This window comes from Stenotrophomonas maltophilia (assembly GCF_001274595.1).
Classification (GTDB): domain Bacteria; phylum Pseudomonadota; class Gammaproteobacteria; order Xanthomonadales; family Xanthomonadaceae; genus Stenotrophomonas; species Stenotrophomonas forensis.
This window is the reverse complement of record NZ_CP011010.1, coordinates 1817010-1831984: the sequence shown is the minus strand read 5'-3', so window position 1 is coordinate 1831984 and position 14975 is coordinate 1817010. Positions and strand designations below refer to the sequence as shown.

Here is a 14975-nt window from a genome sequence, read left to right as displayed (position 1 = left end):
GGATGACCGCGCTGGTGCAGGTGTTGCTGGAGCTGGAACGCGCCCGCTCGCTGGACGCGGTGGGCGCGGTACTGCGCAGCATCGCCGCACCGCTCGGCTACGACCGCGTGCTGGTGTTCGCCACCGGCACCGGACTGGAGCGCGGCACGCAGCGCGTGTACTGGATCGACGGCGACTGGTTCGGCGATGGCAGCGATACCGACCTCGCCCGCTATCTGCATGCCTGCCCGGTCAATCGCCACGTGCTGGACAGCGACGCGCCGTTCTTCTGGAGCAAACGCCAAGGTCTGCGCGGTGAGCGCTACCAGGTGGTGAAGCAACCGCGTGGCGAAGGCCTGCACGGCCTGCAGGTGCCGGTGTTCGGTACCACCGGGCTGGAGGGTGCAATCAGTTTCGCAGGCACCTCCATCGATGCATCCGCCAGCGCACGCCTGCAGCTGGAGGCTGCTGCAACCGCAGCATTCCGCGCCGCGCGCGGTCTGGCTGAAGTTCCTGCAGAACTTTCCGGAAGCCTGCTGAGCACGCGCGAGCGCGAGGTGCTGCGCTGGGTGGCTGCCGGGCGTCGCCAGGCGGAAATTGCCGCCACGCTCGGGCTTTCCGCACGCACCGTGGAAAACCACCTGCGCCATGCACGCCAGCGCCTCGGTGTTGCGACTACCGCGCAGGCGGTACGCGCTGCAACTCGTCGCGGTGAGATCGAGGACTGATCGCAGCGAGGCACTTCCGATGGTCGGGTTCGCGTGATACACACCCCGTGCGCATGTGCGCGATTGCAGAAGCAAGGATGATGCTTATGAAACTGCAACTGGCCGCAATGGCCGCGTTGGTGGTAGCCACTGCAACCCTGGCACCGGTGGCGGACGCCAACACAGGGGTCCCGAGAGAAAATGTTTCCTGTGTGCCGGTGAATGTGGACCGCAACCGCGTCCACCACCACTGCACGGAAACCTACACCGATGAATTCGGCAACGTCTACACGGCCGAATATTGGATCGACGAGTACGGCAACCCCTACCTGCGCGACTGAGCCGGGGAAATGCGCCGGGTCGCCCATGGGCCGGCGCGCATGCAGCAACTCCCGCACGTCAGCCTGGCGTCGCGCGGGACGTTGCACGACAACGCGCAGATGCGCGATTGCAGACACAAGGATGATGACCATGAAATTGCACCTGGCCTCGATGGCCGCACTGATGCTTGCCGTTGGAGCTCTCTCCTCGCCGTCCCAGGCCGCCGCCAGCGGTGGTGGCGGTGGTCCGGAGAACACGAACTGCGTCCGGGTCAAGATGGGGCCCTACTACCATCAGCGTTGCGAAGTGACGTACTTCGAAGAGGATGGCACTCCCTACATCCGGGTGTACTGGATTGACCAGAATGGCCAGTGGTACCTGCCCGCCGACTGAGCACCCGTGATCTCCTGATCACGCTCACGCGATCCGCCGGGCGACGCGTTCACCGCCCGCCCGGCACCTGCCATCCGCCCATCCCGGCATACCGCTACCCTCGCCTTCCATGGCATGCTCCGTGAAATCGTTTTCATGGAATGGAGGGATTCCACGATGTTGCCGCGTTTCCATCGCCGGGCGCTGTGCGCGCTGCTGGCACTCGCTCTGCCTGTCTTCGCTTGCGCGGCCACGCCTGCGCCGCTGAAAGTGATGTCGTTCAATGTCCGCACCCCGGCCGATACCGAGCCTGGCAAGCGCTGGCCGGACCGTCGCGATGCTATGGTCAAGGTCATCCTCGATGCGCACCCGGCGGTGATCGGCACCCAGGAACTGGTGAAGGAACAGGCCGATTACCTGTCCGAGCACCTGCCCGGCTACCGCTGGTTCGGCGAAGGCCGCCGGGGTGGCAGCGGCGACGAGCACATGGGCGTGTTCTACGACAGCAAGGTGCTGGCCATCGAGGCGTCCGGCAACTTCTGGTTGTCCGATACGCCGGACGTGCCCGGCAGCATCACCTGGGGCAACCTGTATCCGCGCATGGTCACCTGGGCGCTGTTCCGGCGCCTGGAGGATGGTCGTCGCTTCTACTTCATGGATACCCACCTGCCCTACCGCGACGAGGACGAACCGCGCCGGGTGAAGGGTGCCGAGCTGATCGGCAAGCGTCTGGCCACCCTGCCGGCCGACCTGCCGGTGGTGCTGACCGGCGACTTCAACAGCGAACCCGGCGGCGATACCTACAAAGCGTTCACCCACGTGCTGGAGGACACCCGCCCCCAGGTGAAGGCACCGCAGGGCCCGCGCCTGACCTTCCATGATTTCACCGGCAACGCCACCGCACAGCTGGACTGGGTGCTGGTGCGCGGCTTCCATGCGCGCAGCTTCCTTACCGACGACCGCCGCATCGACGGCGTGCTGCCATCGGATCATTTCCCGCTGGTGGTCGAGCTGGACTGGCCGAAGCGCTGAACCTGCACGGCAGCCGCGGCTACGGCGGCGGCTGCCGTGACAGCAGGCGGTACAGTGCCTGATGCTGGTCGCGTGCCTGGCAGATGCGGGCACCGACGGCCAGAAACACGGACACGCCGATCAGCCCCAGGCCGAGCAGCGGATCCGGCAGCCGTATGAACCCGATCGCAGCCGCCATCGACGCGAGCACCATCAGTACCACCACCGCCACCGAAAGCCCCGCGTCGGGTGGCCCCGGATCTCCGAACAACCTGCGCTGGGTATCGTGTTTGCCATCGGTCATCACCTGTCCTCCCAAGAGCCTGTCCCACTAGTTACACGGCGGACACGGCTTCCGGCAGAGTCAGAAACGTCATGACTGTGACAACGTGCACAGCCTGCACGGTGCTTCCCTGCCCCGGTTGCCGAACTGCGGATTCATCATCCACTGCCAGGCGCTGGCTGCCGGAGAAGGCGGCACGATGGCGGGGGGCCGATCAACGGCCCTGAAACAAGAAGGGGACGGACGCTACCGCCTCCGTCCCCTCGGGGTTACTGCAGCTGCGCCACGCTGGGCGGCTGCGGCGACTGTCCCCAGCCGCCCAGTGCCTTGTACACACCCACCACGCTGACATTCACTTCTGCCTCGGCCGCGGCCAATGCATCGTCGGCGGCCAGCTGCGTGCGCTGCGCGTCCAGCAGGGTCAGGAAGTCCTCCGAGCCCTCGCGATAGCGGATCTGTGCCAGCGATTCGGCACGTCGTGCCGCCTGCGCCTGCTCGACCACGATCGCCAGCCGCGCCTGCTGCTTGGAGTAGCGGGTCAGCGCGTTCTCGGTGTCTTCCAGCGCCAGCAGCACCGCCTGCTCATACTGCGCGGCCACACCTTCGGCCTCGGCCTTGCTGGCACGCAGGCGTGCACGCACGGTGCCGAAATCGAAGGCCGCCCAGCTCAGCGACGGGGTCAGCGACCAGGCCTTGTTGTTGCCGTTGACCAGGCCGCTGGCATCGCCACCAAGGAAGCCGACGAAACCGGACAGCGACAGCCGCGGGAACAGATCGGCGGTGGCCACGCCGACGCGTGCGGTCGCCGCCGCCAGTCGACGTTCGGCCACCCGCACGTCTGCGCGTTGGCGCAGCAGCTCGCGGGTATCGCCCAGCGGCAGGGCCTTGGCGAACGCCGGCACCTCATGCGGTGCGAGCATCGCGGTGAGCACTTCCGGGCGCTGCCCCAGCAGCACCGCCAAGCGGTTGCGCGACTGCGTCTCGGCCACTTCCAGCAGCGGAATGTCGGCCTCGATCGCCTTCAGGCGGGCACGGCTGCTCTGCACGTCCAGTTCGCTGCCGGCACCCAGCTCCCAGCGGGCCTCGGTCAACTTCTGCGTGTCGCGCAGATTGACCAGGGTGTGCTGGGCCACCGCGATGCGTTTCTGCGTACCGCGCAGCTCGAAGTAGTTGCGTGCTACCTCGGCGGCGATCAGCACCTGCGCGTCGGCCAGGTTGGCCTGCTCGGCATCGAGGTCGGCACGCGCGGCTTCTGCAGCGCGGCGCTTGCGGCCGAACAGATCCAGCTCCCAGCCGGCGTCGAAGCCGAGCTGGTAGCTTTCACTGAACACCCGCTGCCCACCCAGCTGCGGATCGGGTTGCTTGCGGCGGTCGTAGCTGCCGCCTGCGGTGATGTGCGGGGCCTGGTCGAAACGGCTTTCGACGAACACCGCGCGGGCCTGGCTGACGCGGGCCACGGCCACGCGCAGGTCGAGGTTGTCCGACAGTGCGCCATGCACCAGTTCTTCCAGCACCGGATCATCGAACTGCGCCCACCAACTGGCCACCGGCGACGTGCTGGTGAACACCGGCTGCTGTGCGCCCTGCAGGACGACCGGCTCCTGCACCGGCGCCTTGTAGTTCGGGCCGACGCTGACACAGCCCGCCAGCACCAGGCTGGAGACGGCCATCGCCAACGTGCGGATCACCATGGCAGCACCTCGCCCAGGTAGGTGAAGCTGCCGCTGGCACCGGATTCGCCGATCAGCGCCATTTCCACGCTGGAGCGTGCGCCTTCGCTGATTTCGATTTCGCCGTTGCCGCCGTTCATGTCGGTCTTCACGTAACCCGGATGCACGGTGTTGACCTTGATCGGGGTGTTGCGCAGTTCGTAGGCCAGGCTCAGCGTCCAGCTGTTCACTGCCGCCTTGGAGGCGTTGTAGGCCGGAATCTTGAAGTCGTAGATGCCCGACGCCGGGTCGGCGTGCAGGGTCTGCGAGCCGAGCATGCTGGACACGTTGACGATGCGACCGGACTTGGCCTGCTTGACCAGCGGCAGGAACGCCTGGGTCACGGCCACCAGCGCATACACATTGGTATCGAAGGTGCGCTTCCAGGTATCGAGCGACTGTTCCGAGGGAGCCTGCGCCGGGTTCTCGATCATGATGCCGGCGTTGTTGACCAGGATATCGAGCCGGCCATGGCGCTGGCGCACCTGCTCGACCGCCTCGGCGATGCTGGCAGCATCGGTCACGTCCAGCTGGATCGCTTCCACCGGCAGGCCCTCGGCCTGCAGCTTCAGTGCCTGCTCCACGGCGGTCTCGCGCTTGCGGCCGGCCAGCAGCGTGTGCACGCCGGCCTGCGCCAGCTGGCGCACGGTCTCGGCACCGATGCCGCGGGTAGCGCCGGTGACCAGCGCGATCTTGTTCTGATGGGAGTTCATGGATTCATGCCTTGTGAGGGGAAAGCCGCCGCCGGCCACTGACCGGCGGCGACGGGGTTCCATGTCAGTGATGGATGGTCGGCTCGCCGTGCTGCACCAGCTGGCCACCGCCGTTGCGGGTGACGAACTTGCGCAGGGCGACGTAGAACACCGGGGTGAGGAACAGGCCGAACAGGGTCACGCCCAGCATGCCGGCGAACACGGTGATACCGGTCACCGAGCGCACCTCGGCACCTGCGCCGTGCGACAGCACCAGCGGCACGGTGCCGGCGATGAACGCGATGGAGGTCATCACGATCGGGCGCAGACGCAGGCGGCACGCTTCCAGCGCGGCTTCGACGATGCCCTTGCCGCCCATCTCCAGCTCTCTGGCGAATTCGACGATCAGGATCGCGTTCTTGCACGCCAGGCCCATCAACACCACCAGGCCGACCTGCACGAACACGTTGTTGTCACCGCCGGTCAGCCACACGCCGAACAGCGCCGACAGCAGGGTCATCGGCACGATCAGGATCACCGCCAGCGGCAGCGACCAGCTCTCGTACAGCGCGGCCAGCACCAGGAAGGCCAGCATGATCGCCACCGGGAACACGATGAACGCCGCCTTGCCCTGGGTCGCCTGCTGGTAGCTCAGGTCGGTCCATTCGGTGGTCATGCCCACCGGCAGTACCTTGCCCGCAATCTCGGTCAGCTTGTTCATCGCCTCGGCCGACGACAGCAGGCGCGGGTCGGCTTCACCGGCCAGGTCCGCTGCCGGATAGCCATTGAAGCGCAGCACCGGGTCCGGGCCGAAGGTCTGCTTGATGGTGACCATCGAACCGATCGGCACCATCTCGCCACGGTCGTTGCGGGTACGCAGCTTGCCGATGTCCTCGACCGTCTCGCGGAACGGACCGTCGGCCTGCGCGATCACCTGCCAGGTACGACCGAACTGGTTGAAGTCGTTGACATAGGCCGAACCCAGGTAGGTCTGCAGGGTGTCGAACAGCTCGGTGAGCTGCACGCCCTGCGCCTTGGCCTTGACGCGGTCCACTTCCGCATCCAGCTGCGGCACGTTGGCCTGGTAGCTGGAAATCGGGAAGGCCATGCCCGGGGTCTGCGCAACGGTGCCCTGCATCGCTTGCACGGCATTCTGCAATGCGCCGTAACCCAGGTTGCCGCGGTCCTCGATGAACATCTGGTAGCCGTTGCCGTTGCCCAGGCCGAGGATCGGCGGCGGCATCATCGCGAACGCGAAGCCTTCCTGCAGGCCGGCGATCTTCTGGTTGATCTCGGCATTGATCTGCGCAGCGGTACGGCCATGACGCTCGGCGAACGGCTTGAGCGGAATGAACGCCACACCGGTGTTCGGCGTGTTGGTGAACTGCAGCGCGTTCAGGCCCGGGAACGAAATGGTGTGGGCCACGCCGTCGGTTTCCTGGGCGATCTTGGCGACCTTGCGCAGCATTTCATCGGTACGCGCGATCGACGAGCCTTCCGGCAGCTTCACACCGGCGATCAGGTACAGCTTGTCCTGGGTCGGGATGAAGCCCGGCGGCACCAGCTTGAAGATCACGCCGGTACCGACCAGCAGGATCGCGTAGACCACGAACACCGCGCCACGACGGCCGAGGATGCGGGCCACGCCACGCTCGTACTTCTCCGAGCTGGACTTGAAGAAGCGGTTGAACGGACGGAACACCCAGCCGAACAGGCGGTCGATCAGGCGGCTCGGGCCGTCCTTCGGCGCGCCGTGGGCCTTCAGAAGGCGCGCGGCCAGCGCCGGCGACAGGGTCAGCGAGTTGATCGCCGAGATCACCGTGGAGATGGCGATGGTGACCGCGAACTGCTTGTAGAACTGGCCGGTGACACCGGACAGGAAGGCCATCGGCACGAACACGGCACACAGCACCAGCGCGATCGCCACGATCGGGCCGGACACTTCACGCATGGCCTGGTGGGCCGCCGCAGTGGGCGACAGGCCTTCTTCGATGTTGCGCTCGACGTTCTCCACCACCACGATCGCGTCGTCGACCACGATGCCGATCGCCAGCACCAGCCCGAACAGGCTCAGCGTGTTGATCGAGAAGCCCAGCAGGTACAGCGCAGCGAAGGTGCCGACCACCGACACCGGCACCGCGATCAACGGGATGATCGAGGCACGCCAGGTCTGCAGGAACAGGATCACCACCAGCACCACCAACGCGATGGCTTCCAGCAGCGTGGAAACCACGGCCTTGATCGAGTCGCGCACGAAAATGGTGGTGTCGTACACCGCTTCGTACTTCACGTCGGCCGGCATGGTCTTCTGCATCTCGTCCATCGTCGAGATGACCTGGTCACGGATCTCCAGTGCATTGGCACCCGGCGACTGGAAGATACCGATACCGACCGCGTTCTTGCCGTCCAGCTGCGAGCGCAGCGTGTAGTCGCCGGCACCCAGTTCCAGGCGGGCCACGTCGGCCAGGCGCACGATCTCGCCATCGACGCCGCTCTTGAGCACGATGTCGCCGAATTCCTTTTCGGTCTTCAGCCGGCCCTGGGCGTTGATCAGGGTCAGGAACTGGCTGTTCGGCAGCGGTTCGGCGCCGAGCTGGCCGGCCGAGACCTGCACGTTCTGCTCGCGCATGGCGCGCACCACGTCGCTGGCGGTCAGGCCGCGCGAAGCCACCTTGTCCGGGTCCAGCCAGGCGCGCATGGCGTAATCGCCGCCACCGAAGATCTGTGCGTCACCCACGCCCGGAATACGCGCCAGCGCATCCTTGACGTGCAGGCGTGCGTAGTTGCGCAGGTACAGGGTGTCGTACTTGCCTTGCGGCGAGGTCAGGTGCACCACCATCAGGAAGGTCGGCGACTGCTTCTGCGTGGTCACGCCCTGCCGGCGCACGTCCTCGGGCAGGCGCGCCTGCGCCTGCGCCACGCGGTTCTGCACCTTCACCGCCGCCGCGTCCGGGTCGGTGCCCGGGCGGAAGGTGACGGTCATCTGCAGCACGCCATCGGAGCCGGCGACCGACTTCAGGTACATCATGCCTTCGACGCCGTTGATCGCCTCTTCAAGCGGCGTGGCGACGGTCTCGGCAATGACCTTGGGGTTGGCGCCCGGATACACCGTGCGCACCACCACCGACGGCGGCACCACTTCGGGGTACTCGCTGATCGGCAGGATCGGAATCGTGATCAGGCCTGCGGCGAAGATCACGATCGACAGCACCGCCGCGAAGATCGGCCTGTCGATGAAGAAACGGGAAAAGTCCATGGAGGAATTCCTGGGAAATGCCGTCGGCGGGCAACAGCCGCCCTGCCCCTCGCCGATATGACGAAGGCAGGGAAGGCTGCCGCTGGCGCCGGCAGCTAAGCGGAAACGCGAATCAGGAGACGGCGGATCAGTGGTTCAGTGCGGCGGTGGCGTCGCGGCCCGGTGCCGGCGCGGCCTGTGGCTGCATCGCCACGGCCTTGGCCTGCACCGGCATGCCCGGCATGAACACCTTCTGCACGCCGTCGATGATCACCTTGTCACCGGCAGCCAGCCCGTGCTCGACGATGCGCAGGCCTTCGGCGGTACGGCCGAGCTGGATGTCGCGGCGCTGCGCCTTGCCATCCTTGTCGACCACGTAGACGTACTTGCGGTCCTGGTCGGTCAGCACGGCCTTGTCATCGATCAGCATGGCCTGGAACTGGCCGCTGCCGAGCAGCTGCACGCGGGCGAACAGGCCCGGCGTGAACTGGCGGTCGGCATTGTCCAGCAGCGCACGGACGCGGATGGTGCCGGTGCTGCGGGCCACCTGGTTGTCGAGGAAGTCGACCTTGCCCGAATGCGGGTAGCCCTCTTCACCGGACAGGCCGACCTTCACCGGCAGATCGCTGTCGCGCTCGCTCGGGCGCTCGCCCTTGCGTGCCATCTGTGCGTAACGCAGGAAGGTGCTTTCGTCGGCATCGAAGTAGACGAACACGGTATCCAGCGAGACCAGCGTGGTCAGTACGCTGGCGCTGTCGCCGGCGGTGACCAGGTTGCCGGCGGTGACCATCGCGCGGCCGGCACGGCCGTCGATCGGGGCACGCACCTTGGTGAACTCCAGGTTGAGGCGGGCCGCGTCCAGCGCAGCCTGCGCCGCCTGCACGGCCGCACCGGACTGGTCGGCGGCAGCGCGACGCTGCTCGGCGGTCTCGGTGGAGATCGCCTGCTGCTCGGACAACCGCTTGGCACGCTCGGACTCGCTGCGGGCCAGCGTGGCCTGGGTGCGGGCGCGGGCCAGTTCGGCGGCGGCACGATCGTACTCGGCCTGGTAACTGCGTGCGTCGATGGTGAAGAGCACTTCGCCCTTCTTCACTTCCTGGCCTTCGACATAGTTGACCTTGTCGATGTAGCCGGACACGCGCGGGCGCAGTTCAACGCTCTGCACCGCTTCGACGCGGCCGCTGAACTCGTCCCACTGGCTGACCTGCTTGACCAGCACCGGCGCGGCGCTGACCTGCGGCGGCGGCGGCGCACCGGCTTCTTCGGCATGGCCGCCGCTGCAGGCTGCAAGCACGGCCGCGGCGAGGATCGACACGCCGGCCATCGCGATGCGATGGCCGAAACGATGTGGGGTGGTATTGGGGGAAGTCATGGCATGCATCCGTACGGAGGGGTGGTACAGCTATATGAAAAGGTGTTGCGAAAATCGGCGGCGCATACTGCGACCTCAACCTTGGTCGAGGTCAAGCGACGCCTGCGGTATCGCGCCAGAGCGGGGGTACTTCCAGGTGCAGCAGGCCGCGCGGCAGTTCGGCATCGCTGCTGTCGCAACGGACGATGGCGCGGTTGTCGCGGCAACCATCGAGCAGCGAGACCACGCGACGGCCGACCAGCAGCGAGCTGGGCCACTCGATGCAGGCGTTGGCCGCGTTGGCCGGGGTACAGACCGGGCTGCAGACTTCCAGCATCTGCGCACGCACGCCCAGCGCCTGCGCTTCCTGATGCACCACCTGCGCGTACATGCGCAGCGCGGCGGTGGTGATCGAGGTCTCGCCGTAACCCGCCCACGGCTTGGCATTGGCCGGGCTGCCGATCATCACGTAGCGGCGCGCGTGCACGTTGTCCTGCAGCAGCGGCAGCAGGTGGCGAACCGCATGCACGTGCGGCATCAGGTCGGCCTGCATCGCGCCCATCAGCTCGTCACCGTTGCGATCGGTCACGCGGCCACGGCGGTAGGGACCGCCCATTGCGGCGATCACCGCTGCCAACGGACGCGGACGCTGCGCGATACGCTCGGCCAGCGCCCGTGCCGAGCCGTCATCACTGAGCGAACCCAGCAGCGTTTCCAGGCCCGGCTCATCGGCGAACTGTTCGTGCAGTGCCGCCAGCCGGCCCGGATCGCGACCGACCACCAGCACCGGGCTGCCGGCTTCCAGCAATGCACCGACCACGCCCTGGCCCACGGCGCCGGTGCCGCCGAGGACCAGGACTTCGGGCGTCAGCATCCCATTCACGGGACATTTCCTCCCAAATCCGGGATAGTCCCAATTCGCCGCAGCCGGTCCCCCTTGTGCGGGGCCAGGCGGATGACGCCGCCACGCTGCTGACGCATGGGCGCGGTAAACTCCCGGAAATCCTTGTGCACCAAGGAACTCGGACGGGCTTCAACGGTCATCGCCAGGTCCAGGGTGTTCTGGCCGGCATTCCGGAGACGGGCAAGAATGTTGCGCAGGCTCATGGCGGACGGGCTCCAAATAACGAATGGCGCCACGATAGACCTCAAACCTTTACTTGATTAGTCCTGATTAAGGGGAATAATCATCCCGTTCCCGGTCCAATCGTTCTGTCACGATTGTCCCATCCCCGACGTCCAGGATCCCCGACCATGTCCCACGATCTCAACGAGACGCTGATCTTCGTCAAGGTGGTCGAGCAAGGCAGCTTCATTGCCGCTGCCAAATCGCTCGGCCTTCCCAAGACCACGGTCAGCCGCAAAGTGCAGGAACTGGAAACGCGCCTGGGCGCGCGCCTGCTGCACCGGACCACGCGCCGCCTCGGCCTGACCGAAGCCGGTTCGATCTACCACGAGCATTGCCAGCGCATCGCGCGCGAGCTTGAAGAAGCCGAGAGTGCGGTGAGCCAGCTGCAGTCCGGCCCGCGCGGCTGGCTGCGCTTCACCGTGCCCTATTCGATCGGCATCACCTGGATCGCGCCGCTGCTGGGCCAGTTCCATGCGCAGTATCCGGAGATCCGCCTGGACATGCACATGGGCAACGAGAAGCTGGACCTGATTGCCGGCGAAGCGGATCTTGCACTGCGCGTCGGTGCCCTGCCCGACTCCAACCTGGTCGCGCGCAAGCTCGGCAGCCTGCGCACGCAGGTGTTCGCCAGCCCGGCCTACATCGAACGCTATGGCGAGCCGCTGCATCCGGAAGAGCTGCAGTTCCACCGCATCCTGGCGATGCGCAAGCCGTACCACACCGGCAACTCGCCGCGCTTCACCTGGCAGCTGGGCGAGAACGGTGGCGAACTGCGTGACTTCCCGGTCACGCCGTTGATGACTGCCAACGACATGTCCGCACTGAACGGCGCACTGGTGTGCGGCGAAGGCCTGCTGCTGACTGGCGATGTGATGGCCAAACCGTTCGTCGAGTCCGGCATGGTGCGCCGCGTGCTGGCCGGCTGGACCGGCCCGGAGGTGGACTTCAACGCCGTGTTCGCCGGTGGCCGCCTGGTCTCGCCGAAGGTGCGTGCGTTCGTCGACTTCCTGGTCGAGAAGCTCAACTTCGACGCCAACTACATGCTGGCGCAGTGCCCGGGCGCGAAGCTGGCACAGCAGCAGAAGGCGCAGGAAGACGCCGCGCTGGAGAGCAGCGGCAAGCGGATCCTGGAGAAGGTTGCCGCGTCGGCGGCGTGATGCCGTCTGTAGAGTCGAGCCATGCTCGGCTGCGCCTATGTAGAGTCGAGCCATGCTCGACTTCCGGAAAACAGTCGAGCATGGCTCGACTCTACAGTTCGGACAGCACGTGCCCGACCAGCGCACGTAGTTTCGGCTCGGCCTGCCGGCGGCTGGGGTAGTACAGGAAAAAGCCGGCAAACCGCGGGCAATACGCGTCCAGCACGGACACCAGCTCGCCGCGTTGCAGCCACGGCCGCCAGGTCTCTTCCATGCCGATGGCCAGGCCTGCGCCTGCCAAGGCCAGCCTGACCATCACCCCCATGTCGTTGCTGGTGATTTCCGGCTGCACATCGACACTGAACTCGCGGCCCCGCTCTTCGAACTCCCAGCGATAGGGCGCCCTGCCCGGCGCACTGCGCCAACCGATGCAGCGATGGCTGGCCAGTTCCCGTGGGTGCGCCGGAAGCGCATGGGCATCACGATAGCCCGGCGAGCACACCACCAATTGGCGCTGCCGCGCCGATACCGGCACCGCGACCATGTCCTGGGCAATGACCTCGCCCAGACGCACGCCTGCATCGAATCCCGCGCCGACGATATCGAACGCTTCATCGGTCACGGTGATGTCCAGCTGCAACGCCGGATAGCGCGCGGCGAAACCAGCCAGCATCGGGCCGGCCAGGAACGCCTCGGCAATGGAGGACACGGCAAGCCGCAGTTGTCCGGACACGGCGGACTGCCGGCGCACGCTGGCCTCCAGCGCATCGCCCAGTTCCGCCAGCGCAGGGCTGACCGATACCAGCAGTGCCTGCCCGGCATCGGTGAGGCTGACGCTGCGGGTCGTGCGCAGCACCAGGGCTACACCCAGCGACTGCTCCAGCTTGGCGATGGTCTGGCTGACCGCCGAACGGGTCACGCCGAGTTGCTCGGCGGCGGCGGTGAAGCTGCGACAGTCAGCCACCCGCTGGAACACCCCCAGAGCGTTGAGATCGATGGCCATTGGTTAGCAGCTCTGAACAAGGTGATCAGCAGTCGCCACCTTATCGCGACAAGGTCCGCCGTCTACCGTGGCAATGCCGGGCACACCCCGGCACTCCCTACCCTTCAGAGACACCGCCATGACCCCTTCCCGAACCATCCTGATCACCGGCGCCTCCAGCGGCATCGGCGCCGGCATCGCCCGTTCCCTCGCGCAACCCGGGGCACGCCTGGTACTGGGTGCACGCCGCGTGGATCGTCTGCAGGTGCTGGCCGACGAGCTGCGCCAGCAGGGGGCCGAGGTGCTGGTGCATGCCCTGGACGTGACCCGGCGCGCGCAGGTGGAGGCCTTCGCCGAAGCCGCCCGGCAACGCTTCCGCGCAATCGACGTCATCGTCAACAATGCCGGCGTGATGCCACTGTCGCTGATGGGCTCGCTGAAGGTGGAGGAATGGGACCGGATGATCGACGTGAACATCCGTGGCGTGCTGTACGGCATCGCTGCCGTGCTGCCCGGCATGATCGCCCAGCGCAGCGGCCAGATCATCAACATCGCCTCGGTCGGCGCACTGTCGGTGGTGCCGACCGCAGCGGTCTACTGCGCGACCAAGTATGCGGTGCGCGCGATTTCCGACGGCCTGCGGCAGGAGCACCGCGAGCTACGGGTGACCTGCATCCATCCTGGCGTAGTGGAAAGCGAGCTGGCCGACAGCATCACCGATCCGGCCGCCGCCGAGATGATGGTCGGCTACCGCGCGATTGCCCTGCAACCGGATGCGATCGGCCGCGCCGTAAGATTTGCGATCGAACAGCCTGCGGACGTGGACGTGAATGAAATCGTGGTGCGGCCGACGGCGACGGTGTGAGCCGGGCATTCCGCTCTGGTAGAGGTCGAGCTTGCTCGACCGCCTTCTGTAGAGTCGAGCCATGCTCGACTCCATACACGCAGTCGAGCATCGCTCGACTCTACAAAAGCGAAAAAGCACGCGGTCATGCGGTGTGCCGAGCAACGCTCGGCACCCACAAAAATGCCGCCTGCAAGGGCGGCATTTTCGTTCCGGCGGGCAGACTTCCGGTAGATGCCGACCTTGGTCGGCACTGCACGCAAACGCAGCGAACGGGAACGCTATCGGTGTGCCGAGCAAGCTCGGCACCTACGGAAAATGCCGCCTGCAAGGGCGGCATTTTCGTTCCGGCGGGCAGACTTCCGGTAGATGCCGACCTTGGTCGGCACTGCACGCAAACGCAGCGACCGGAAACGCTGTCGGTGTGCCGAGCAAGCTCGGCACCTACGGAAAATGCCGCCTGCAAGGGCGGCATTTTCGTTCCGGCTACGCCGGAACCGTAACGCTACGCGTTACTGCTTGAGCGGAATCACGCGGATCTCGACGCGGCGGTTCTTGGCGCGGCCGGCATCGGTGCTGTTGTCGGCAATCGGGTACGACTTGCCGGCGCCCAGCGTTTCAATGCGCACGCTCTGCACACCCTGGCCGATCAGGTACTGTGCAACCGAGTCGGCACGCTCCTTCGACAGGCGGTTGTTGACCGCGTCACTGCCGATGCTGTCGGTGTGGCCAACCACTTCGATCATGGTCTGGTTGTAGTCGCGCAGGGTACCGGCAACGCCGTTGAGCGAACCATAGAACTGCGGCTTCAGCGTCGCCTTGCCGAAGTCGAAGGTGATGCCGTCCGGCAGGTTCAGCATGATGTTGTCGCCCTGGCGCTGCACATCGATGCCGGTGTTGGCGGTGCGCTCGCGCAGTGCGCGTTCCTGGCGATCCTGGTACTGGCCGACAGCGGCGCCACTGAGTGCGCCGATACCGGCGCCGATCAGCGCGTGCTGGCGGCGCTCGGTGGCGCTGTCGCCGGTCAACAGGCCGGCGGCCACGCCGATGGCGGTACCGATCAGCGCGTTGCGGCCGGTGCGGTTCTGCTGCTCGGTCGGGTTGCCGTACTGGTCACTCTGCACATAGGAGCCGCCGGTGGCGCAGGCCGACAGGACGGCCGCACTCATCAGGGCCAGTGCGACGTTGCGGGTGGTGTTGCGGATCATGGGGTTCTCCTTGGTT

The 14975-nt window shown here is 66.4% G+C and carries 15 protein-coding genes; 6 read left to right on the top strand and 9 right to left on the bottom strand.

The genetic code is table 11. From position 1 onward, the window contains the following. The first annotated feature begins 2 nt into the window (after positions 1 to 2). The 4 genes from VN11_RS08515 (at position 3) to VN11_RS08500 (ending at position 2411) form a co-directional block, all read left to right on the top strand. A complete protein-coding gene (locus tag VN11_RS08515; RefSeq protein WP_053449415.1) occupies positions 3 to 707 on the top strand; it encodes a PA1136 family autoinducer-binding transcriptional regulator in 705 nt (234 codons plus the stop codon). 86 nt (positions 708 to 793) lie between these two features. Continuing rightward, positions 794 to 1027: a hypothetical protein gene (locus tag VN11_RS08510; RefSeq protein WP_006433851.1), complete on the top strand. Its 234-nt coding sequence runs from the start codon at positions 794 to 796 to the stop codon at positions 1025 to 1027. Between the two features lie 130 nt (positions 1028 to 1157). Next, the gene (locus tag VN11_RS08505; protein ID WP_053451286.1) at positions 1158 to 1400 is read left to right on the top strand and encodes a hypothetical protein; all 243 of its coding nucleotides are present in this window, start codon (positions 1158 to 1160) and stop codon (positions 1398 to 1400) included. 156 nt (positions 1401 to 1556) lie between these two features. Further along, a complete protein-coding gene (locus VN11_RS08500; protein ID WP_053449414.1) occupies positions 1557 to 2411 on the top strand; it encodes an endonuclease/exonuclease/phosphatase family protein in 855 nt (284 codons plus the stop codon). A gap of 19 nt (positions 2412 to 2430) precedes the next feature. On the opposite strand, the gene VN11_RS08495 is transcribed toward VN11_RS08500, so the two are convergent. From VN11_RS08495 to VN11_RS08465, 7 genes are all read right to left on the bottom strand, one after another. Then, a complete protein-coding gene (locus VN11_RS08495) occupies positions 2431 to 2694 on the bottom strand; it encodes a hypothetical protein (protein WP_053449413.1) in 264 nt (87 codons plus the stop codon). A gap of 248 nt (positions 2695 to 2942) precedes the next feature. Beyond that, positions 2943 to 4364: an efflux transporter outer membrane subunit gene (locus VN11_RS08490; RefSeq protein WP_053449412.1), complete on the bottom strand. Its 1422-nt coding sequence runs from the start codon at positions 4362 to 4364 to the stop codon at positions 2943 to 2945. Next, a complete protein-coding gene (locus VN11_RS08485; RefSeq protein WP_008265682.1) occupies positions 4358 to 5095 on the bottom strand; it encodes an SDR family oxidoreductase in 738 nt (245 codons plus the stop codon). The genes VN11_RS08490 and VN11_RS08485 overlap by 7 nt, the downstream gene beginning before the upstream one ends. A gap of 64 nt (positions 5096 to 5159) precedes the next feature. Further along, positions 5160 to 8330, bottom strand: a complete 3171-nt coding sequence (locus VN11_RS08480) for an efflux RND transporter permease subunit (RefSeq protein ID WP_049456792.1) — start codon at positions 8328 to 8330, stop codon at positions 5160 to 5162. Positions 8331 to 8457: 127 nt separating this feature from the next. Continuing rightward, entirely contained in the window at positions 8458 to 9681 is a 1224-nt protein-coding gene (locus VN11_RS08475) for an efflux RND transporter periplasmic adaptor subunit (RefSeq protein WP_053449411.1), read from the bottom strand. A 91-nt stretch (positions 9682 to 9772) separates the two neighbouring features. Then, positions 9773 to 10543, bottom strand: coding sequence for an SDR family NAD(P)-dependent oxidoreductase (locus tag VN11_RS08470; protein WP_053449410.1), 771 nt, complete (start codon positions 10541 to 10543; stop codon positions 9773 to 9775). Continuing rightward, entirely contained in the window at positions 10540 to 10767 is a 228-nt protein-coding gene (locus tag VN11_RS08465; protein WP_049456214.1) for a hypothetical protein, read from the bottom strand. Before VN11_RS08465 ends, VN11_RS08470 begins: the two co-directional genes overlap by 4 nt. A 147-nt stretch (positions 10768 to 10914) precedes the next feature. On the opposite strand from VN11_RS08465, the gene VN11_RS08460 reads away from it, so the two are divergent. Continuing rightward, on the top strand, positions 10915 to 11946 hold the full coding sequence (locus VN11_RS08460) for a LysR family transcriptional regulator (protein ID WP_005416157.1): 1032 nt from the start codon (positions 10915 to 10917) through the stop codon (positions 11944 to 11946). Between the two features lie 91 nt (positions 11947 to 12037). Here VN11_RS08460 and VN11_RS08455 read toward each other — a convergent pair whose 3' ends face one another. Next, entirely contained in the window at positions 12038 to 12928 is an 891-nt protein-coding gene (locus tag VN11_RS08455) for a LysR family transcriptional regulator (protein ID WP_053449409.1), read from the bottom strand. A gap of 118 nt (positions 12929 to 13046) precedes the next feature. Between VN11_RS08455 and VN11_RS08450 the strand changes: the two genes are divergently transcribed. Further along, positions 13047 to 13772 (top strand): SDR family oxidoreductase, encoded by a 726-nt coding sequence (locus VN11_RS08450; protein WP_053449408.1) that lies wholly within the window; start codon positions 13047 to 13049, stop codon positions 13770 to 13772. Positions 13773 to 14263: 491 nt separating this feature from the next. Here the strand turns inward: VN11_RS08450 and VN11_RS08445 are convergent, their stop codons facing one another. Then, on the bottom strand, positions 14264 to 14959 hold the full coding sequence (locus VN11_RS08445) for an OmpA family lipoprotein (protein ID WP_008267948.1): 696 nt from the start codon (positions 14957 to 14959) through the stop codon (positions 14264 to 14266). Positions 14960 to 14975: the final 16 nt, after the last annotated feature.